Consider the following 20,630-nt stretch of genomic DNA (forward strand, 5'->3'; position numbering starts at 1 on the left):
CCTACTTTTATTATAAATACTCATCATATAGAGAGAGTAGGTACGTCCGTGTGAAAGCAAACCTCAAGCAGAACCTGCCCCCTGAAACAGAAGAAAACCAAGACCAACCTGAGAATCATCCCATGATTCATATCCCGTTTGTCCATTCCAGAAGGATGTACACAGTCATTCTATTGATTCATACCTTAGTTGTATGGTTTGCGCTTCAAATTGATCCTGCTCATCCTGAGGCGGTTACCTATGCTTTGCTTGCTCCACATTTCATTACTGTGATCATGGGAATTTGGATTTCTATCCATCCCTATGAACATCGAAGACAAGTTCTTAGTTTACTGTTCCATGCATATTATGGATTTCTTACATCTGTTGATTTGCTATTTATTTCAGGAAAACTTATACATAGCTTTTTTAGTGTAATGGATTGGTGGGTGTACGCCCTGATTGGAGTGATTTATACAGGGGCTGGCCTTGAGATTAGTACGGCTGGAAAGTGGCGTTTTATCTTATCTACTCAAAAACTTGATTATCCTAATAAAAAGACACGAACAGTAGAACAGATGAAAAGACATGAAAAACATCTCACAAATACGGCACTCATTATTTTAGTTCCAATAGCTTTATTATTTATCATACCATACGGAATCACAAGACAACTTAGCATGGTTTTGCTTTTGTTTGTCACAGCGTTATTGTTTTTACTGTTTGTACGACAGTTGTCTACATATAGGATTGCTCGTAAACACCCAACTTGGATTATTTATCAGATGCAGAGAAAACAGCAACAGAAATCATTGAGTGGCTAGAACCTAACTTTTGGGGAATATGACTTTCCTCTGTTATACTGAAGAAAGAATAGACAGAAGATTGGTACACAGAGCGGGGGAGTCTAGGTGAAGAAACCATATATAGCCATGACAATTGCAGGTTCAGATAGTGGGGGAGGGGCAGGGATACAGGCTGACCTTAAAACCTTTCATCAAAGAGGAGTGTATGGCACCAGTGCCCTTACCGCGATCACCGCGCAAAATACACGGGGAGTTCACGGTGTTCAAGTGATGACACCAGAGTTCGTCGCAGATCAAATCAGGATAGTGTTGGATGACTTGCCTGCTGATGCTATTAAGACAGGCATGCTAGCTAATGCTTCAATTATACAAGCAGTAGGTGAACAAATCCGCGCGCATCGCACAATCAAGCTCGTAATTGATCCTGTAATGGTAGCCAAAGGCGGAGCAAAATTACTCCACGATGAAGCGGTGCAAGCGCTTTTGACTCATCTTCTTCCCAAAGCCTACGTTATAACTCCGAATTTGCCGGAAGCTGAGGTATTATTAGGAAAAAGGATCCAAACCTTAATCGATATGAAAGAAGCAGCAAAATACCTCTATGAATATGGAGTAGCCCATGTAGTAATGAAAGGTGGACATATGATTGATGAACGACTGACCGATGTATTATTTGACGGTCAGCATTTTTATGAAATTGAACATGAGCGAATTATCACTCGACATACGCATGGAACAGGCTGTACATTCTCGGCTTGTCTTACAGCTGAATTAGCTAAAGGTATTGATGTTGTTACTGCTTTTCACACCGCACAGCAGTTTATCGTAACAGCTATTAAGACTGCACCAAATCTCGGCTCTGGCCATGGTCCAACTAATCATTGGGTCCAACTCCCTTTCTAAGTCACCTCAATATGGAACACCTTTCTTGCATATTCATGACGATTTTACAAAATAAATCAATCAATCAATCTATGTGAGAGAGGTGTGCTTAGTTAGATTGAACGCATATGATATTAGAATAGCCATTCTGTTTTTTCACACTTTTCCTTTTCACATTAACTATATTTGTAAGCGTTTTCGTAAATAGGGAGGATGATGCTTCATGTGGGTTAAATGGGTAAGTATTCACCAGTCATATGGGTTGCCGAGAGCAGCGGAGGATTATCGACAAAGGTTAAGGTTAGCTCATATTCGAAGTAGAATTACGTCAAAAAAGAGCGGAGCAACCTACGTTTACAATCTTCAGGTTCCCATTGCAGAAAAAGACAGGGCTCTGCAAGTGCTTCATACCATGAAGAAGGAAATGCAATTGTAAGCAACCAGTATTCCCCTCGCTACCCTTGTGTCTAAACCGGAAATGATAAGTAGCGGGGGGATTGATAACATGGCTACTCAGGTGTTGGAAAGACCATCAACTGCAAAACAGGTTTTTGGAAATCCGACAGGAGCGAATGGGACAACTGGTCCGACTCGATATTTTGAACCTGATCTGGTTTATTTTGAACCAGATGCTCTTACTTACCCACTAGGTAAGCAGCTATACGAGAAATACCAGAAATCAGATATTCCCATTAAAATGACGACAAGCCATAATCAGGTACGTGGGATTCCGGGTGAAACGGACCTGCAACAGTACCGTAATGCCAAGCGTACCTTAGTAGTTGGCGTCAAAAAAACGCTTAAATTCGAACAGTCGAAGCCGTCTGCTGAATATGCGCTTCCCCTCGCGACTGGGTGTGCTGCTCACTGTCATTATTGCTATCTAAATACAAATGTAGGCACAAAACCATATGTTCGTGTCTATGTAAATACAGACGAAATTTTAGCAAAGGCAGACAAATACATTCAGGAGCGCATACCTGAAATAACTCGATTTGAAGCCGCTTGCACGTCAGACCCAATTAATATTGAACATATAACAGGGAATCTGAAAAAGGCTATTGAGTTCATGGGCCAGCAGCCTTTAGGACGATTACGTTTTGTAACCAAGTTCCATCAAGTTGACTCTTTACTGGATGCTAAGCATAATAAGCACACCCGTTTTCGCTTTAGCATGAATGCAGATTATGTAATTCGTAATTTTGAACCGGGAACATCCTCATTTGAACAGCGAATTGAGGCAGCGGGAAAGGTAGCTAAGTCAGGATATCCGCTTGGCTTTATTATTGCGCCACTGTACTGGTTTGAAGGCTGGGAAGCAGGTTATACAGATCTGTTAGAGCGTCTTAGCTCACGACTAGATGATGAAGCTAAGAAGGATATCACCTTCGAATTGATACAGCATCGTTTTACCAAAATCGCCAAGGGACTAATTCTAAAGCGATACCCGAAAACAAAGCTAATCATGAATGGGGAAGAGCGTAAATACAAATGGGGAAAGTATGGGAGGGGCAAGTATATCTATCCTGATATTCAAGCTAATGCATTAAAGACACACATGCAAAAAGAGATTGCACGCCTATTTCCTGATGCTAAGATCGAATATTTTACGTAAGCCGTTATGAGTTGATAGAAAAAAGATCGTGCAGGCATTATACCCTTGCATGATCTTTTTGCATGTACAATCACTTTGCTACATTTATGAGAGAAATGAAAATAAATTGCTAGATAGGTAACGTTCCCCACTGTCTGCACAAATGGCAAGCACTTTTTTGTCAGGCCCTAACTGTTTGGCTACCTGCAAGGCTGCATAGACTGCTGCACCTGATGAAGGTCCGACTAAAATGGCCTCTTGTCGAGCGAGATTACGCGTGGTTTCAATCGCTTGTTCATCTGTGATATGAATAATTTCATCGTAAATTTGTTGATTGAGAATTGTTGGAATAAAACCTGGACTTGTTCCTACAATCTGATGGGGTCCTGGATTACCACCTGCCAATACAGGGGAGCCAGCAGGTTCTACCACAGAAATGTGCAGAGATGGGTAATGATTGCGCAAAACTTCGCCACATCCAGTAATCGTACCACCTGTGCCCGCCGTTGCTACAAATCCATCGAGCGAGTCTCCCATCTGTTGAATGATCTCTAGAGCGGTGGTATGACGATGAATATCGGGATTAGCCGTATTCTCAAACTGCATCGGGATAAAGCTATTAGGAATGAGATTTGCTAACTCTTGGGCTTTACGGATTGCTCCGGGCATTTTTTCGTCGCCAGGGGTGAGGATGACTTGTGCTCCGTAAGCTTGTAACAGTTGAATGCGTTCACGAGTCATGGTATCTGGCATAACAATTACGCAAGGGTATCCTTTAGCAGCACAAGCCATTGCTAAACCAATGCCAGTATTGCCGCTGGTTGGTTCAATGACGGTAGAACCAGCAAGGAGGTTACCTACCTTTTCTGCTTGTACAATCATATGGTAAGCAGCTCGATCTTTGACGCTACCACTCGGGTTGTATTTTTCTAATTTTACAAAAACATGAGCCATGTCTCTCTTTATCAGTCGTTGTAGCTGGACAACCGGAGTCTGACCGATTAATTCGGCCATGGTTTGAGCAACGCGCATGTAATGTTCCTCCTTGTAATCTTTTCTTGATGATTAGTTACCTCACAATTATTTTAAATACATAATAACATATCGGAATTATGTGTATAAATATTTCTGTCTAGATGATATGTTTTTTCCTTTCGACAATGATTGTTCTGCATGGTAAAATGAAATTCGTTTTGGTTTTATTGGGAGGGGTACAGATACGCATGAAATCCATTTTTATTACGGTGGAAGGTCCTATTGGGGTAGGCAAAACCTCTTTGTCAAAGGCAATCAGCCAGCATTGGGGCTTGGAGCTTTTGGAAGAGATTGTGTATGAGAATCCATTCTTGGACAAGTTTTATGAAAATATTTCAGAATGGAGCTTCCAGACAGAGATGTTCTTTCTCTGCAATCGATATAAACAATTACAAGATATAACAAGACGGCTACAACTTGGACATTCCGTTGTGGCTGATTACAATATTTTTAAAAATACTATATTTGCTAAACGGACATTAAGTGAAGACAACTTACCGAAATACCAGCAAATCTATAACATCTTGACCAATGATATTCCTCAAGCGAATTTGGTCATTTATTTAAAAGCTTCTGTGGAAACGGCGATGCAACGAATTGCAATACGCGGTCGCGAGATGGAACATATGATTGAACGATCTTATATGGAGCATTTGATCTCTGATTATGAGGAATTTATGCACCAATTTCAGTTAAGACACCCAGAAATCCCTGTGTTGACGATTGAATGTGATCAGCTTGATTATGTGCATCAACCAGAGGATCTTGACTATGTAATAAAGCGCATCGCACAGTTTGTTCCCATCAATCTTACTAAACAGCGATAAGGAGTTAATCATGTCGGTTTTCCAAATAAATCAAATGCGTGAAAAATATCAAATACCAAGTGATGCAGTCATTACGATTGCAGGAATGGTGGGTGTGGGTAAATCAACGTTTACCAAAGCACTGGCTGACCTGCTTGGATTCCGTGTTTCCTATGAGAAAGTAGACAATAATCCTTATTTAGATCGTTTCTATGATGATTTGTCGCATTGGAGTTTTCATTTACAAATCTTTTTCTTGGCAGAACGCTTTAAGGAACAAAAACGTATTTTTGACTATGGCGGTGGATTTGTACAAGACCGTTCTATTTACGAAGATACAGGTATCTTTGCCAAGATGTTACATGATCAGGGGAATATGGCAGATGAGGATTACCAGACCTATACACAGCTGTTCGAAGCAATGGTGATGACACCTTACTTTCCACATCCAGATGTGCTGATTTCGCTGGAGGGTAGCTACGAAGATATCATTCATCGTATTCAAGAACGCGGTCGTCCAATGGAACAACAAACACCACTCAGCTATTGGGAGGATTTGTATGCTCGTTATGATGATTGGATTAACAATTTTACATCTTGTCCGGTCTTGCGTGTTAATATCAATGAATACGATGTCATGGATGATATCAGTTCTGTAGAGGTTGTGCTGGCACGTTTGTCTGATAAAATTAATACGGCTCGTCACTATCGACGCTAGTTGTGACCGACGGCTTTGCTGAAAGAACAAGCAAAGCCGTCGTTTTGCTACACGGATGGGAATGAAGAAGCTTGTCTGCATCAGGGGTTAAGCAAAGCCAAGTGTTCTGAAACAGAGCAAATGTAAAATGAGCATAACGGGGTATGATATAATAACCGGAGTGGTTGCAGGTGAAACAGACGAATTGAGAATCAAAGGAGTAGAGACCATGGGAGACGCTTGGTTTGAAAAAAGTTTCCGAGAAGACTATTTGCTGGTTTATCAGCATCGAGATGAGGCTTCTGCGGATCAAGAAATACATAATCTATTGGAACGTTTACCTATTAAACGTGAGGGAAGAGTTCTAGACTTATGCTGTGGAAGCGGTCGTCATTCACGCGCTCTTGCCAAGCGTGGCTATGAGGTAGTAGGAATCGATCTATCTTCTGTGCTGTTAGAGCAGGCGGAACTACTTAATGACCCACAGCAGGTAACATACTATCAGTATGATATGAGAGATATTCCGTTTAAGGCGGAGTTTGACATTGTTGTTAATCTATTCACGAGCTTTGGGTATTTTGGTGATGATCAAGAGAGTGCCCAGGTTGTTAACAATATGGCAAAGGCATTACGTTCGGGTGGAGAAGTCGTCATTGATTACTTAAACCCGAGTTATGTAAAAGAACATCTAGTTCCGAAATCTGAGCGAGAAGCGAACGGGTTATTAATTGAAGAACGCCGTCGTCTTGAAGCTGGTTTTGTGAAAAAAGAGATTATCATCCACGATGTAGAAGCGAGTGAACCACGTATCTATCAGGAGCAGGTTCGATTATTTGAACTGGAGCAGATGATGGAGATGCTGGAGAGTGCTGGATTTATCCATATTCAAGTGTTTGGAGATTACGCTTTCCAGCCTTACGATAAAGCTAGCTCACCACGCATGATTTTTCACGCTACAAAAAAGTGAAGTCGAAAATAGGAAACGTTTTCAAATAAAAAAAGCTTTTCAAAAGAGTACAGGAGCGGGTAAGCTAACAGGTAACGTGCTGCTCTTTCAAATTAAAAGGAGGTAACTATGGAGATTCAAAACCATGCTGCACTATTGGAAATTCTAGAAAAAACATATGTAAACCAGCCAGTAGAAATAACCTACACCGATTGGGAAGGCGATGAGCAGGAAGACGAAGAAGTAACAACTTTTCGTGGAACTTTGCTTGAGGTGAAGCTGGAAGATAATGAGTTTGAGGAAAAAGATCTAACGCTTCGTTTCCAGGAGGATGAGGGTGAAGTAGAAATTTTGATGGAAATCCCTGCAAATGAGCAAGACCTCGGAGTTATAGAAGAGCATCTAGTACGGATTTTTGGTACAGAGGCGGAGCTTGTTCTAGCAAAATGAGAAACGATGTAACCTACGGATATTACGGTACGAATGAGCAGATGACGCAAAAAGAATCGTACCATTTTCATAAATATGTAAAACAGAAGAAGCACCGCCTTGTGCAGAGAGGGCATATCTACATTGATGTAGATGCCCTGCAAAGGCCTTGTCATTTAGATTGCTTCAATTGTCATATCGTTCATCGTGAAACATGTTGTGAGAACGGACAACCGTATGCAGTGCAAGACTGGCAGCTCCCACTTATTGAAGCCGAGAGTCGTTCTGTTGCTGTCGCCTATCTGAACGGTCGATCACAACAACGAGTCATGGAGCATGGCTGCTTTGAACCAGCTGAACCTGGAGTTGTGCGTATGGAAAAAGGCTCCTGTCTATTCTATGGTGAAGTAGATGGGAAGCGTTGTTGCTTGCTTCATGCCCATGGTGTGCGTGAGCAAAAGGATGTATATTCCATAAAACCGTTTAGTTGCCAATTATATCCCATTGATTTAGTGATGATGGATGAAGAGCACATCCTAATAACCGCTTTGACAGAGGAGACAGCTTCTTTTTCACGCTGGGGGCATGAATATTTGGAGACATTCTACTGTGCTAACCAGGCAAAACGCAAACAAGCAACACATATTGACGAACAGCTGTTTTCTTTAGATGGATATCAGCCTGCTTATATCTGGGGCCAAGAGCTTATCGAACGCTCTTTTGGTGAGGAAACGTATCAGGCGGTTATAGAAGCCATACATCAGTACAGCTAGAGAGGGAGAAACTGCTATGGACATGGAGTTAAAAGGAAAGACGGTCAAAGAATCACGCACGGTGAAAGCATCGCTTATTTTACCTTCAGATACCAATCATCATGGAACAATTTTTGGCGGGACTATCATGTCTTATGTAGACGAAGTGAGCGCCATTGCAGCCATGCGCCATTCTCGCAGGCCGGTTGTGACAGCTTCGATTGATTCGGTAGACTTTATCGTACCTGCAAAGCTGGGCTTCTCCGTGTGCGTTGATGCGTTCGTTACCTCTACGGGTCGTACATCCGTTGAAGTTTTTGTCAAAATCATCAGTGAGAATTTGCAAACAGGAGAGCGTCAATTGACAGCTACTTCGTTTGTCACATTTGTTGCTTTAGATGAACATGGCAAACCGACGCCTGTACCACCAATTATTCCGGAGACGGAAGAAGAAGTATATCTGTACCAAACAGCACCACAGCGCATCAAAATGCGTAGGGAACGTCGTAATGCGACCCAACAGTTTTATGATTCATTAGATATTACGAAAGATATATAGCAAGAAGAGGGAGCCTAATCCTTGGAGCGTTTATTGCTCAGGATTGGGCTTTTTTGATGGGGGTAGAAAAAAGAAAAAATAAAATAAAGGATGGCACTAGGGAAAAGCAAATAAAAGCAGAATAAGTAAATAGCTAGCGTATAGAAAACAACACCTATGGGACATTGTCTAAAAAATATTCCACCCATAGGAGGTGAATCCAGCCAATGTAGGCTGGGAAAGATGGGTATCAAACAAACGGTAGGGACCAATTACCATAATTCACTTTTAAGACTGTCAGAGAATTTTGATCCGGTTATGAAAAAGTTCCGTAAAAGTTATGAAGATACTCAGAATCAAGGATGGGTTATGCCACTTTTACTAAAGCTTTTTCCAGATTTTAAAAGGATTATTGGTTCAGTGAAAAGTTTGGATACACAAGAGATAGTCAAATCACTCACATCTCTGTTACCAAGTGTTGGTATTATTGGAGTTCCTATTGTGATTCCCTATTTAGGCGTATCTTCTATAATAGGCTTTGGAATATCAGGATCGATTCTAGTCATTGCAATCGTAAGAAATTTATGGATGATGGCTCAATTAGATAGCATTCATTTTCATGTGGGGGCGTATCGTTTCTTAAAAAGAAAAGAGTATGATCTGTTTACAGGTAGTTTTTTGTTTACTGATTTCTCCTTTGAAGGTTTAACCTACGTTGTAAACAGCTCCTTAAATGGAGAAGAGGAGTTAAATAAAACGTTTGAAAGACTAAAAAAAGAATATGATAGCTTTACTAGTACTCACCAAGCCCGATATGAGGAAAAAGAATCCTATCTTTTACAACAAACGAAAGAATTAGAAGCAGAGTTATTACGGCAACAAGAGGTAATAAACTCAATCATTAGCAAAGCGGACCAGTCTCTAAATCAGTTGTATGAGGAACTAAGTAAGTCAAACTTATCCTCTGAATACATGGCAGATTTGCTTGACCGGCTTATCACTATTCTATACCGATATCGGAATGGCCGTTTTTCAGTATCTGACTTAAAATTAATTGCAGATTTTACGATTTATAAGGTAGAAGGAGCATATTTAAAGAAAATTGCTGATGAAGGAACAAGTGGTCATAGTGCAGGCCTAATCAGTATGGATTCTAAGGAACACTCTACTTGGGCTGCTGTTCAGGTTGTGAAAACAAAATCTATTGATCCGCTTTTTAATGAACCTCGGAAAAACTATTATATTGCTTCTTATCTAATGAAAATGGGTAATCAGGAGATGTGGGTTTATAATCTTCATTTTCATCGAGACCGCAACAAAAAAGCGGTAGACTTGACAATTCGTGATATAATTGATAATAAAATACTGTTTAGATTGATTCATGTTCTATGTCTTTTACTGCAGAGTACTGGATTTCCTAAGAAGGAGGAGAGCTCGGATGACAACCTCTTATCAAGATGATACAGAACTGAAAAGAATCGTATCCTTAACACAAAATGAAATAAACAAAAAAAGGCAGAAGGCTGCACGAGATATTATTCAGGGCTTTAATCTTATGGCTTCCCGTGTTGTAGAAGAAAATAATATAAAAATTGCTTCGACACTAAGCGGGTCAAAGCATGTAGATAAAAAGTCCTTATAAATAGGGCTTTTTTATTTTACCCTTGTGAAGTTTACATTTTGTTTTTTCTCCATATACTGATAAAAAAGGAGGAGGACGGATGAATGCTGGTTCTAAGCAAAATGTATATGTACTGAGATGCTATCCCAAAAAGATACCGAACGAATCTATGAAACAAATCATAAAAAAACGCAGAGACAAAGCAAATCAAATCCTTACTCACTGGAATCAGTATAAAGAGCGCATTCGCTTTATGATGAAATAAAATACAAAATGAACGCTTATCGTATACGTGAAAGATAGTAGGGAAAAGAGTAGAAGTATTTTTCTACTCTTTTTCTAGTTGATACACTAATAAAAGTACGATATGGTGAGGAGATTATTGTAGTACCTTATTGTATCTTCCATTAGCTTTTAGATGATGTCTAGACACAAAATACAGTGATTTGATTGTGTTTGAACGACTGAGTAAATTTCGTAATTTTCCAATAACGAAAGCGAAATAGGCACGTCGGGCTTTTCAATGCCTTCCGTGCCTAGTGTTATTTGATTCTAGTTTATTGACAAAATGTCTTCCATCAGGAGTTGCTCTGCCAAAGCCAAATCTACATGCAACTCTCTATCCTCCACGAGTTTTGGTATCGCGGAACGCAGATGCTGGTAGGCTTTTGAGGTTCCTTCTCCGAGTTTTCCTGTGGAGAATTCAATTGCTTGACCAGCACATATATACTCGATAGCTAGTACTTTCCGGACATTGGCTAAAACGGTACGCAGCTTACGAGCTGAGGTCGTTCCCATACTTACATGATCCTCCTGATTCGCAGAGGACGGGATGGAGTCAACAGAAGCAGGATGGCACAGTATCTTATTTTCCGACACGATAGAAGCAGCTACGTATTGGGCGATCATAAATCCAGAATGCAATCCGCCATTCGGTGTCAAGAAAGCGGGTAGATCACTTAATTGTGGGTTAACGAGTCGCTCTGTACGTCGTTCGGAAATATTGGCTAACTCTGACATAGCGATAGCTAAAAAATCTGCAACCAACGCCATCGGTTGACCATGGAAATTACCGCCTGAAATGACATCTCCATTTTCAGAAAACAGAATCGGATTGTCAGTTACGCTGTTGCATTCACGAGATACAGTTTGCCAAACATATTCCAACGTATCACGAGTTGCTCCATGCACTTGTGGGATACAACGCAGGCTGTATGCATCCTGAACACGAATCTCGCCCTGTTCGGTAGTACGTTCGCTATTTGCTAAATGCTGCAACATCCGACGAGCAGACTCCTGCTGACCCGGATGAGGTCGAACAGCATGCAACCTTGCATCGTAGGCTTTGGGAATACCATGAAGGGCTTCAACTGTTAAGGAGGCTATTACCTCAGCGTTTTCCATAAGGGAACGAGCATCGTAAAGAGCAAGGCACAAGAGGGATGTCATTGCTTGTGTGCCGTTAATTAAGGCCAAACCTTCCTTTGCTCCCAAGCGAACAGGGGTCAGGTTAGCTTTTTGCAAAGCTTCTTTTCCTGGCATTCGCTGTCCTTGATATTCTGCTTCCCCTTTACCCAACATAACCAATACCATGTGAGCCAGTGGAGCCAAATCACCGCTTGCCCCTAGGGAACCCTGCTGGGGAATAATCGGGTGAACTCCACGATTACACATCTCGATTAACAATTGTAGCGTTTCCAGACGAATACCTGAAAAACCTTGAGACAGAGCATTAATTCTCAGAGTCATCATGCCACGAACCACTTCTGTAGGATAGGGTTCACCCATTCCGCAAGCATGGCTCATAATTAAATTTTCTTGTAGATGGCTGACATCCTCCTGAGAGATCATCACATCTGAAAATTTACCAAAACCTGTGGTTATTCCATACACCACTTTTTCTTCGCGTACCATTTCCTCGACCATTTCACGGGAGTGCTGTACTTTGGAAACAGCTTCAGATGAGAGAGAAATGACATGATGGTTACGTGCTACCATGACAACCTGTTCAATAGAAAGGGAAGTACCATCTAATGCTAGTGCGTGTTGAATGGACATTACAATTTCCTCCTTTAGCAGAGCAGAGAGCGAAAATAAAAGGGGCTAGGAACGAATTCCTAACCCCTTGTTACCCTGATATATAGTTGACATGTCACTTAGGCATGTTACCCTCATTCGCTATACCTCGCTTTTCTTATTACCGCTATTATGGCAAAAGGATAGTTAGAGTGTCAATGAGTTTATTTATAAAAATAAGTTTTGGGTGCGGGTTTTCACCCAAAATGGGCAATGGTCAGGGGTGCACATACTGGTTATTTATCATAGCATGCTATATGTCATGTAAGTCATATATCCATGAAAGGACGGGGTCAATCAAATGGAAAGTAGCAGATATATACCTGCAAGAGAACAGAGGCCACCTAGAGGCAGGAGGCCAGTGAAACCAGTACCTAAAAAAGAATATCACAAAAAAGAATATCATAAAAAGGAATATCACAGAATACCAATGCCACCACCAATGCCGCCAATGCCACCAATGCCAGAACGAAAACCAACTCCGCCTACAGAGCAACCCAAAATAGAGATATATATTTTCAAGTACCATTTCCACTATGAAAAAATGATGGGTTATGAGGATAAATGCTTGAGATATAAAAAATCTCCGAAGCGTTATCATAAATATTATCAGATGTATAGGCATCACAAAGAAAAAATGAACCACTACTATCAAAAATGCTATGCTTACAATTACCGTCAGACAAGTGATTCATGTAGCTCGCATTCCCATTCCCATTCATACTCTTCATCTAGCTGCTCTTCATCCCTTAGTTCTTCCCATTATATGAAGCCTTACAGAGAGGATGGATGTAAGTGCGGCGGTAATTGTGATGGAAAATGTGATGGAAAATGTAGCGGAAAATGTGGACGTTGGAGAAAATAGTTGTCTGAGAAGCGAAACAAATTCCATAAAAGTAAAACCCACTATCCCTGTGATTGTGGGCTTATTTTTGTGCGTTTCGAATGTATAAATAGGTATTAGTATACTGAGGGCCTTGTTGCCAACAATTACCGAGATTTATCATTTGGTTTTAGTTTTATAGATATAGGGATTCATGTGTTTGTCCGTTTCCTAACATCTCCCTGCGTAATTTTAAAAGAGCTTCATCCTTGTTCTTACATTCCAACATGATATCAATATTGTAATCCTCTAAAAGAGGTAGATAGGACATAAAATCTTCATACAAGATATCATCAGCATGACTACGATACTCTTTTTCTGATTTAGGTGTAGAAAAATGCATTTTGACTATTCGATTTCCCCATGTTTTGATGATACGGGGTAAGTATTCAACCAAATCTTCCCCATTATTGAGACACCGATGATGATGTAAATCGAGGACCATGGGTGTCTGGATACGCTCACATAAGTTCAACACTTCTTGCATAGTAAAGGAAGTGTCATCGTTTTCTACTACCAAGCGTTTTTTTATTATCTCTGGTAGCTTTAAGAAATTCTCTTCAAACCGACCGAGAGAAGTTTCTTTATCTTCATAAACGCCTCCTACATGTGTAACTAACACTGAATTTTCATCCAAGCCCATTAAATCAAAGACAGTGGCATGATAATAAAAATCCTTGATTGTACTTTCTAGAACCTTGCCAGACGGAGTGTTTAAAATGCTGTAATGACCTGGATGGGCTGTCATTCGTATACCGTTTTTTCGAATATATTCCCCCACTTTATTGAAATCCCAAGTAAATTCTTTCGCCCAATTCCAGTGCTCAGCTACTGAATGGGTAGCAAACGGAACAAATTCGGAAGGCAATCGATACAAAAAAATTCCATGTTCCACATTGTACTGCAACAGATCTAATAGGTTAAAAAAATTGGTTTGCATGACTTTCCGTAATTTTTTCAGCTGATCAGGAGGAGAAAGTTTTGCTAGTTGTCCTAAAGTTGTTTTTTTATTAGGATTGTTCGTGGTTGCCATACTGATGCAAGCATATCCAAGACGGATCAAACAGGTTCACTCCTTTCTCCAAATGGATCGATGTACATAGTATTTCCCGATCTCACGAAAAAAGGATACATGAATGCAAGAAGAAGGAGGAAACATAAGGGTGATCTGGATGATAGAGGAGGAGTTAACTTGGCAGAACACTTATTAGCGGAACAGTATCGTGAAGGCTTACAATCTTTTGGGCAAATGATGCCAAATGTGTTACAGGCCTACAATCAATTTACCAGTGCTTGTTTTGCGCCTGGTGTAATGGATAGCAAACAGAAACACTTAATGGCGCTGGGAATTTCTCTGTATACCGGTAATGAGCACTGTATCGTCTATCATATGGAGGCGGCTTTAGCAGAAGGAGCAAGCCAACAAGAAATTGCAGAGACGGTGGGTGTCGCAGGTGCTTATGGAGGCGGGACGACCTTTTCGCATGGTGTTATTTTGGTTACTGAGGTTTTGGAAGAAAAATCTCAAATTCAATAAGTAGTTCGTAATAAACAAACGGAATGATAAATCGTTCTATAAGGTAAAAAAAGATGGTATAGCCACAAAAGGGCTCAACCATCTTTTTTACTGGTAGCTTAGTTACTATGTAACCTTCACTTAGGATCCAAATTAAACGCAAGTTGTTGAAACAGTTGGAGCAACCCTTTCCATTTTTTTAGCTTGGATTTTCATAGATAATTACCTCCTCTGACCTTGTATTTGTAAGACATGTTCAGTATATGATTTATTCTGAATATTTGCAATATTTTTTTAATAAACTATTTTTCATATAAATTAAACTTGCCCTTATTTATTTCTGACAACATTTTTACAGTTGACCGGAATTTGGAAGAAAAACGTGAGTAATCATGCTTTTTCGCAATCTTTCAGTGAAAAATGTTGTATAATAGGAATACAAGATGGAAATAACGGAGGATATCGTATTTACGATAGATATTACATAAAAGGTTCACGGAGAGGAGAGATGGGAATTTGACCAATGTCACCTGCCAAATTGCTCCCGGTGTTTGGACGATTATCACTTATGAAGATTCATGGAAAAGTTACATCAATAATTATGTAGTGGAACGAAATGGACGGTTTTATTTAATTGATACTAATCTTAAAAAGCATCGTTCGTATTTTCAGCAAGCACTTGTGGATATTGGTGCCACTTCAGATAAAGTGGAAGATGTGCTATGTACCCATCGTTTGCCGGATCATATTGGCAATGTGGAGTTGTTTGCCACCAGCCAGAATTGGATTCACCTGCATGATTTTTTTGAACTGGATGATTTTTCACAAACGTTATTCGGTCATTCCTTTACGGGAGAGAAGGGACAGATTGGGCTGTTTTCCTTTGTGAATCTGCCAACTTATACAGAGGGCTCTGTAGCTTTTTTTGATTCTGAAACAAATATTTGTTTTATTGGGGATCATCTTCATTTTTTTGGCATGGAAATTGAACAGGTGATCGGTTATCAGGATATGTGTCGGAAAGAACTTATTTTTTATCTCGGAGCATGGTTACAACGTTGTCCAGATGTGGATCAAGTTGTTGGATTTCTAGAAGCAACCAAATCATTATTGCAATGGCCTATTGAGATATTGGCTACAGGACATGGTCCGATTCTGCAAGGTAATATTCCGGATTTTCTCCAGGAAATCGTGGGCATTTTATCTCAATACACGGAACAACGATTGGCATAGAAAATGACTAATGAATACGTAGACAGGAAAAAGCTTCATCCAATAGGGAAGCCCAATAAACAAACAAATAGGTCATTATTATTTATAACATGAAGATAAAAACCCTTGTACATGAAATATTATCCCCTTGTGGTTGACTGTGTTTAAAACCCGACTGTTAGAATTGGGTAAGACACAATTGACCAGAGGGGATTTCTTATGGCTAAAAAGGGACAAGCCTTTTCGAAAGGGGAGTAATGGAAACAACCTGGGGCTGATGGAAATTTAATACAGCCCACAAGCAATTTACCTGTAAAAAACATGGGGGATATGGGGAGACATCAGAAGGTACAAAGGATTACAGAATAAATCACCTTTTTACCCAGCATGAGAAGCGGCTTTTGTCCATTCATTTATACGCAGGTCAAGTTCTTCTTTACGAAGAAAAAGTGTATGAGAATAGGCGTAATGTGTAATTCTTCCAATATGTTCCACTGCAAGTGTATAATGTCCTTCCGCGGCTTTCATTTCTGCTAAACAAAAATGAAGCAGGGTGGGGCGAATTCGTCTTCTTTGTAATAAAGATAACGCATGCGTAGCAGCTTGAAGGTCCCCCAAACGAGCTTGGCAGCAAACAATGATGCCTAGGGCGTTTTGCATGCGTGGATCTCGTTTATATAGATGTATAGCAATTTGCAGGGCATCTCGGTATCGTCCGCGAAAATAACAAGCCACGGCCAAATTGTAAAAGAGATGGTGTAAGAGAGCACGATGAAACAGCGTAGGTGATTCTTTGCAGAGCATTATTGCTTGCGTAATATATGATTCAGCCGCATCGTACTTCCCTTCCAATAATTGTTGGCTTGATTTGTCGAGTAGCGCTACTGAGCGCTTTTTGTTTTTTAGGTAGGAAGATTCTAAGATTGTTTGCATACGCCCAGGATTTCGCTTGCAAAACAGCGTCCTGTAATGGTAGCGAAAAGGCCACTGCAATCGGAGTAAGCCAATGAACAAAACTACTGCCAATCCGGTCAGTGTAGCAGGCAACGTCATTTGAAAATAATGCATGCGAACCCTACTCCCCTTCAGTTTTTTATCCGTCAAAAAAGTATCTTCATGATATCACAGCAAGGATGACTGGTATAGGGCGAGGTTGTATGCTAGTCGGCTGAGAAAAAACGCACAATCGGAAGGGTCGCACCTATTTTTTTGCTATGCTATAATTATGATCGTTGTGTAGATTATTTATTCTTTTTTGAAAAGAGAGGCGACTTCCATCATGGAAAAGTTCAAAGATAGCATGTTGCAATTGATCGTGGAGACCTCCACCAACCTGCCACCAGACGTTCGTCATGCCATTAACGCTGCGAAAAAAAGAGAGGACGCTGGCACACGTGCTGCTTTATCGCTCACTACCATTGCTCAAAACATTAAGATGGCAGAAGAGAATGTTTCACCGATTTGTCAGGATACAGGAATGCCTACTTTTGAAATTAAAACACCGGTAGGAGTTAACCAGCTCATCATGAAGAAAGCGATTCTGGAAGCGATTGCAGAAGCAACGCGTACTGGTAAATTACGGACCAATTCTGTAGACTCGCTAACAGGTTCCAACTCCGGCGATAATATTGGACCTGGTACGCCTGTTCTTCATTTTGAACAATGGGAAGAAGATTATGCTGAAGTGAAGTTAATTCTCAAAGGTGGCGGATGTGAAAATAAAAACGTGCAATACTCGTTACCCTGTGAGCTGCCCCATCTAGGAAAAGCAGGACGCGATCTAGATGGTATTCGTAAGTGTGTCTTGCATGCTGTCTATCAGGCACAAGGTCAAGGCTGTAGCGCAGGTTTTATTGGCGTAGGTATTGGCGGAGACCGTACAAGTGGCTACTCACTTGCCAAGCATCAATTATTCCGTAGCGCAGATGATGCCAATGCAATTCCTGAACTAGCTGAATTGGAAGATTACATTATGCAAACAGCAAATGAACTGGGCATTGGGACCATGGGTTTTGGGGGCAATACCACCTTGCTTGGTTGTAAAATTGGTGTGGAAAACCGCTTGCCAGCCAGCTTTTTCGTCTCCGTAGCTTATAATTGCTGGGCATTCCGACGCCAAGGTGTGCATATTAACCCAGAAACAGGAGAAATCATTCGCTATTTATACACAGAAGAAAATCATGTCGAAATGGACATGTCCTCAAGCGCAGCAAAAACGGAGCGTCGTGAAGTCGTACTGGAGGCACCTATAACCGAAGAACAGATTCGTAGCCTTAAAGTGGGTGATGTCGTCATTATTAACGGTATGATGCACACCGGTCGTGATGCTTTGCATAAATACTTGATCGATCATGATTGCCCGATTGATTTAAATGGTGGTATTATCTATCACTGTGGTCCTGTTATGTTAAAAGATGATGAAGGTAACTATCATGTAAAAGCCGCGGGCCCTACTACTAGTATTCGTGAGGAGCCATATCAAGGTGATATCATGAAAAAATTTGGAATTCGTGCCGTTATGGGGAAAGGTGGCATGGGACCAAAAACACTGAAAGCCTTGCAAGAGCATGGAGGCGTGTATCTAAATGCTATCGGTGGAGCTGCGCAATACTACGCAGATTGTATCGAGCAGGTAGAGGGTGTAGACTTCATGGAATTTGGTATCCCAGAAGCAATGTGGCATTTACGTGTTAAAGGCTTTGCAGCAATTGTCACTATGGATTCACATGGAAACAGCCTACATGCTGAGGTAGATAAGGATTCAGCTGAGAAGCTTGCCATGTTTGCAGAGCCCGTTTTTAAATAAGTAGAAACGTAGGAAAGCACCGAAGAACAAGCCTACGTAAAATATAAAAAATGAAAAAAGGCCTTGCAGCGCTATCATGATATGCTCCCCTTGTGGTAGACAGTTGAAATAATATAACTGTTTCCTTACAAGGAGGAGCATTTTTATGTCCCATAAAGCAAAAATATCTGGGTCAGAAAAGATTGCAGCTATTGAAAAATATCTTCGTGGGGAAGATTCGCTTAATCATTTAGCAAATCTTCTAGATGTTTCCTTTCCATCTATTAAACAATGGCTTCAAACTTATCAATCATTAGGTCCAAACGGATTGCTCAATACATCCAAGAACTCCTCCTATTCCACAGAATTAAAGAAAACAGCTGTCGAGGATTATCTGGCTAGTCGTGGTTCTCACATGGATATATGTAAAAGATATGGCATCAAATCAACCCGCCAACTGCGTAACTGGATCCTGAAGTATAATGGTCATGAGAAGCCGAAAGCTTCCGGCTCAGGAGGAACGCCAATCATGACAAAAGGACGAGCAACTACTTACAAGGAAAGAATTGAAATCGTAAGATTCTGTATAGAACATCAACACAATTATGCCCAAACCGCACAGAAATTTCAGGTATCCTATCAGCAAGTTTATTCTTGGACAAATAAATACATTAAATCTGGTGTAGATGCACTTCAGGATAAACGTGGAAAGCGAAAATCTGAAGATGAGATGTCCGAAGTGGAGAAACTGAGGGCACATAATAAGCTGCTTCAAGCTGAGAACAGAAGAAAGCAAATGGAGATTGACTTACTAAAAAAGCTGGACGAAATCCAAAGGGGGCGATTCTAAGCCAAGTCCGATATGAACCTGTATATTTTGCCATACGCGATCTTCATGACAGTAAATTATATCCCATTAGTCAACTCTGTGAAAACATGGGGATTCAACGTTCTTCGTATTATAAATGGCTAAACAGGAAAGAAAGTAATAACGAGAAATTCAACAAAGAGTTGCTTCTCATGATTAAGGATGCCTATGAAGAAAGAGATGGAATCCTTGGATATCGTCAGATGACAATCAAACTAAACCGACAACACAATCTTACTGTTAACCATAAACGGATATACAGACTCATGTGTATCTTACAAATAAAATCGGTATGCCGCAGAAAGAAAAAGAATTACATTCCTTCAACGCCTGAAATTACGACGGAAAATGTCTTGAACAGAGATTTCGAATCCGATGGATTCGGTACAAAATGGCTCACTGACGTGACGGAAATGAAGTATGGCCTTCAAAGCAAGGCTTATTTGAGTGCAATCCTGGATTTGTCAGATAAAAGTATTGTTTCTTTTGTGATCGGGCATTCCAACAACAATGAACTTGTTTTTAGAACTTTTGATATTGCACATCAGTCATATCCTAATGCTAAACCTATCTTTCATAGTGACCGAGGGTTCCAATATACGAGCAAAAAATTCAAGAAAAAACTGGACGATGCAGGAATGATACAAAGCATGTCGAGGGTATCTAGGTGCATAGACAATGGCCCGATGGAATCGTTTTGGGGAATGATAAAATCCGAAATGTATGATCTCAATAAATTCAATACATACAAAGAGCTGGAAGTAGCAATTATGGAATACATAAATTACTACAATAACCATCGATACCAGAAAAGACTAAACTGTATGACACCTTTGGAATACAGGCAATACCTTCAAAGTTCAGCATCATAAGAAAGACACCAACCTAAGTGAATAGTTGGTGTCTGATCTTTTATTTTTCCATTGTCTACTTGACGGGGGGCAGTTCATCAGTAGCGGATGCAAGGTCTTTTTGTGCATCGACCTATGGAGATGATACGGCAGGTCGGCCATAGCTGGCCTAGAATAGAAGAAAAAGAGAGGATGCCCGTTCTGAGAGAGGTGCAGAGAGAATGAGGGTTGTTGATACAAATTAGAAGTAAAAGAGGCTTTTGCCTGCCGCTACTTGTCAGGTCATAGGACGATGCCTAACTTTTATAAAATGGGTGTTTGTGTATTTCCTCTCAACCAAAACGGGCATAGGTT

Annotated in this window: 22 protein-coding genes; 17 read left to right on the forward strand and 5 right to left on the reverse strand. The window is 40.5% G+C overall.

The genetic code is table 11. The features are described from left to right. Positions 1-50 precede the first annotated feature (50 nt). From EEL30_14130 to splB, 4 genes are all read left to right on the forward strand, one after another. Positions 51-803: a hypothetical protein gene (locus EEL30_14130; GenBank protein QDX93332.1), complete on the forward strand. Its 753-nt coding sequence runs from the start codon at positions 51-53 to the stop codon at positions 801-803. Positions 804-890: 87 nt separating this feature from the next. Next, positions 891-1,688, forward strand: coding sequence for a bifunctional hydroxymethylpyrimidine kinase/phosphomethylpyrimidine kinase (gene thiD, locus EEL30_14135; GenBank protein ID QDX93333.1), 798 nt, complete (start codon positions 891-893; stop codon positions 1,686-1,688). Positions 1,689-1,890: 202 nt separating this feature from the next. Continuing rightward, positions 1,891-2,103, forward strand: coding sequence for a hypothetical protein (locus EEL30_14140; GenBank protein QDX93334.1), 213 nt, complete (start codon positions 1,891-1,893; stop codon positions 2,101-2,103). Positions 2,104-2,172: 69 nt separating this feature from the next. Beyond that, complete coding sequence (splB, locus tag EEL30_14145; GenBank protein ID QDX93335.1) at positions 2,173-3,282, forward strand: spore photoproduct lyase; 1,110 nt, start codon at positions 2,173-2,175, stop codon at positions 3,280-3,282. A gap of 84 nt (positions 3,283-3,366) precedes the next feature. On the opposite strand, the gene cysK is transcribed toward splB, so the two are convergent. Beyond that, positions 3,367-4,293: a cysteine synthase A gene (cysK, locus tag EEL30_14150; protein QDX93336.1), complete on the reverse strand. Its 927-nt coding sequence runs from the start codon at positions 4,291-4,293 to the stop codon at positions 3,367-3,369. A gap of 191 nt (positions 4,294-4,484) precedes the next feature. Here cysK and EEL30_14155 point away from each other — a divergent pair, with 191 nt between their 5' ends. The 8 genes from EEL30_14155 to EEL30_14190 all read left to right on the forward strand — a co-directional run bounded on the left by EEL30_14155 (position 4,485) and on the right by EEL30_14190 (position 10,106). After that, positions 4,485-5,123, forward strand: coding sequence for a deoxynucleoside kinase (locus tag EEL30_14155; GenBank protein ID QDX93337.1), 639 nt, complete (start codon positions 4,485-4,487; stop codon positions 5,121-5,123). 10 nt (positions 5,124-5,133) lie between these two features. Further along, on the forward strand, positions 5,134-5,820 hold the full coding sequence (locus tag EEL30_14160; protein QDX93338.1) for a deoxynucleoside kinase: 687 nt from the start codon (positions 5,134-5,136) through the stop codon (positions 5,818-5,820). Between the two features lie 208 nt (positions 5,821-6,028). Then, the gene (locus tag EEL30_14165) at positions 6,029-6,766 is read left to right on the forward strand and encodes a class I SAM-dependent methyltransferase (GenBank protein QDX93339.1); all 738 of its coding nucleotides are present in this window, start codon (positions 6,029-6,031) and stop codon (positions 6,764-6,766) included. A 108-nt stretch (positions 6,767-6,874) separates the two neighbouring features. Then, positions 6,875-7,195, forward strand: coding sequence for a hypothetical protein (locus tag EEL30_14170; protein QDX93340.1), 321 nt, complete (start codon positions 6,875-6,877; stop codon positions 7,193-7,195). After that, positions 7,192-7,947 (forward strand): DUF3109 family protein, encoded by a 756-nt coding sequence (locus tag EEL30_14175; GenBank protein ID QDX93341.1) that lies wholly within the window; start codon positions 7,192-7,194, stop codon positions 7,945-7,947. The genes EEL30_14170 and EEL30_14175 overlap by 4 nt, the downstream gene beginning before the upstream one ends. Positions 7,948-7,963: 16 nt before the next feature. After that, positions 7,964-8,485, forward strand: a complete 522-nt coding sequence (locus tag EEL30_14180) for an acyl-CoA thioesterase (GenBank protein ID QDX93342.1) — start codon at positions 7,964-7,966, stop codon at positions 8,483-8,485. 222 nt (positions 8,486-8,707) lie between these two features. Next, entirely contained in the window at positions 8,708-9,925 is a 1,218-nt protein-coding gene (locus EEL30_14185; GenBank protein QDX93343.1) for a hypothetical protein, read from the forward strand. Then, positions 9,903-10,106, forward strand: a complete 204-nt coding sequence (locus EEL30_14190) for a hypothetical protein (protein ID QDX93344.1) — start codon at positions 9,903-9,905, stop codon at positions 10,104-10,106. Before EEL30_14185 ends, EEL30_14190 begins: the two co-directional genes overlap by 23 nt. Before the next feature lie 531 nt (positions 10,107-10,637). Here EEL30_14190 and hutH read toward each other — a convergent pair. The 3 genes from hutH to uvsE all read right to left on the reverse strand — a co-directional run bounded on the left by hutH (position 10,638) and on the right by uvsE (position 14,107). Beyond that, entirely contained in the window at positions 10,638-12,143 is a 1,506-nt protein-coding gene (hutH, locus tag EEL30_14195; protein ID QDX93345.1) for a histidine ammonia-lyase, read from the reverse strand. Positions 12,144-12,679: 536 nt separating this feature from the next. Beyond that, on the reverse strand, positions 12,680-12,892 hold the full coding sequence (locus tag EEL30_14200) for a hypothetical protein (GenBank protein QDX93346.1): 213 nt from the start codon (positions 12,890-12,892) through the stop codon (positions 12,680-12,682). Between the two features lie 288 nt (positions 12,893-13,180). Continuing rightward, positions 13,181-14,107, reverse strand: coding sequence for a UV DNA damage repair endonuclease UvsE (gene uvsE, locus EEL30_14205; protein QDX93347.1), 927 nt, complete (start codon positions 14,105-14,107; stop codon positions 13,181-13,183). 129 nt (positions 14,108-14,236) lie between these two features. Here uvsE and EEL30_14210 point away from each other — a divergent pair, with 129 nt between their 5' ends. Further along, on the forward strand, positions 14,237-14,581 hold the full coding sequence (locus EEL30_14210; GenBank protein QDX93348.1) for a carboxymuconolactone decarboxylase family protein: 345 nt from the start codon (positions 14,237-14,239) through the stop codon (positions 14,579-14,581). A 495-nt stretch (positions 14,582-15,076) separates the two neighbouring features. Then, the gene (locus EEL30_14215; protein ID QDX93349.1) at positions 15,077-15,793 is read left to right on the forward strand and encodes an MBL fold metallo-hydrolase; all 717 of its coding nucleotides are present in this window, start codon (positions 15,077-15,079) and stop codon (positions 15,791-15,793) included. Positions 15,794-16,150: 357 nt separating this feature from the next. Here EEL30_14215 and EEL30_14220 read toward each other — a convergent pair whose 3' ends face one another. Beyond that, positions 16,151-16,840, reverse strand: coding sequence for a hypothetical protein (locus tag EEL30_14220; protein ID QDX93350.1), 690 nt, complete (start codon positions 16,838-16,840; stop codon positions 16,151-16,153). Between the two features lie 211 nt (positions 16,841-17,051). Between EEL30_14220 and EEL30_14225 the strand changes: the two genes are divergently transcribed. The 3 genes from EEL30_14225 to EEL30_14235 all read left to right on the forward strand — a co-directional run bounded on the left by EEL30_14225 (position 17,052) and on the right by EEL30_14235 (position 20,297). After that, positions 17,052-18,578, forward strand: coding sequence for a fumarate hydratase (locus tag EEL30_14225; protein ID QDX93351.1), 1,527 nt, complete (start codon positions 17,052-17,054; stop codon positions 18,576-18,578). Between the two features lie 145 nt (positions 18,579-18,723). Further along, positions 18,724-19,407: a transposase gene (locus EEL30_14230; protein ID QDX93352.1), complete on the forward strand. Its 684-nt coding sequence runs from the start codon at positions 18,724-18,726 to the stop codon at positions 19,405-19,407. Further along, the gene (locus tag EEL30_14235; GenBank protein QDX93353.1) at positions 19,401-20,297 is read left to right on the forward strand and encodes an IS3 family transposase; all 897 of its coding nucleotides are present in this window, start codon (positions 19,401-19,403) and stop codon (positions 20,295-20,297) included. The genes EEL30_14230 and EEL30_14235 overlap by 7 nt, the downstream gene beginning before the upstream one ends. The last annotated feature ends 333 nt before the right edge of the window (positions 20,298-20,630 follow it).

Source organism: Brevibacillus laterosporus (genome assembly GCA_007833815.1).
Classification (GTDB): domain Bacteria; phylum Bacillota; class Bacilli; order Brevibacillales; family Brevibacillaceae; genus Brevibacillus_B; species Brevibacillus_B laterosporus_D.

Bases quoted from the DNA above. Each gene is read 5' to 3' on its own strand.
- EEL30_14140 (QDX93334.1), top strand. From the start codon at position 1,891: ATGTGGGTTAAATGGGTAAGTATTCACCAGTCATATGGGTTGCCGAGA.
- splB (QDX93335.1), top strand. From the start codon at position 2,173: ATGGCTACTCAGGTGTTGGAAAGACCATCAACTGCAAAACAGGTTTTT.
- cysK (QDX93336.1), bottom strand. From the start codon at position 4,293: ATGCGCGTTGCTCAAACCATGGCCGAATTAATCGGTCAGACTCCGGTT.
- EEL30_14155 (QDX93337.1), top strand. From the start codon at position 4,485: ATGAAATCCATTTTTATTACGGTGGAAGGTCCTATTGGGGTAGGCAAA.
- EEL30_14160 (QDX93338.1), top strand. From the start codon at position 5,134: ATGTCGGTTTTCCAAATAAATCAAATGCGTGAAAAATATCAAATACCA.
- EEL30_14165 (QDX93339.1), top strand. From the start codon at position 6,029: ATGGGAGACGCTTGGTTTGAAAAAAGTTTCCGAGAAGACTATTTGCTG.
- EEL30_14170 (QDX93340.1), top strand. From the start codon at position 6,875: ATGGAGATTCAAAACCATGCTGCACTATTGGAAATTCTAGAAAAAACA.
- EEL30_14175 (QDX93341.1), top strand. From the start codon at position 7,192: ATGAGAAACGATGTAACCTACGGATATTACGGTACGAATGAGCAGATG.
- EEL30_14180 (QDX93342.1), top strand. From the start codon at position 7,964: ATGGACATGGAGTTAAAAGGAAAGACGGTCAAAGAATCACGCACGGTG.
- EEL30_14185 (QDX93343.1), top strand. From the start codon at position 8,708: ATGGGTATCAAACAAACGGTAGGGACCAATTACCATAATTCACTTTTA.
- EEL30_14190 (QDX93344.1), top strand. From the start codon at position 9,903: ATGACAACCTCTTATCAAGATGATACAGAACTGAAAAGAATCGTATCC.
- hutH (QDX93345.1), bottom strand. From the start codon at position 12,143: ATGTCCATTCAACACGCACTAGCATTAGATGGTACTTCCCTTTCTATT.
- EEL30_14200 (QDX93346.1), bottom strand. From the start codon at position 12,892: ATGAAGAGTATGAATGGGAATGGGAATGCGAGCTACATGAATCACTTG.
- EEL30_14220 (QDX93350.1), bottom strand. From the start codon at position 16,840: ATGCATTATTTTCAAATGACGTTGCCTGCTACACTGACCGGATTGGCA.
- EEL30_14225 (QDX93351.1), top strand. From the start codon at position 17,052: ATGGAAAAGTTCAAAGATAGCATGTTGCAATTGATCGTGGAGACCTCC.
- EEL30_14230 (QDX93352.1), top strand. From the start codon at position 18,724: ATGTCCCATAAAGCAAAAATATCTGGGTCAGAAAAGATTGCAGCTATT.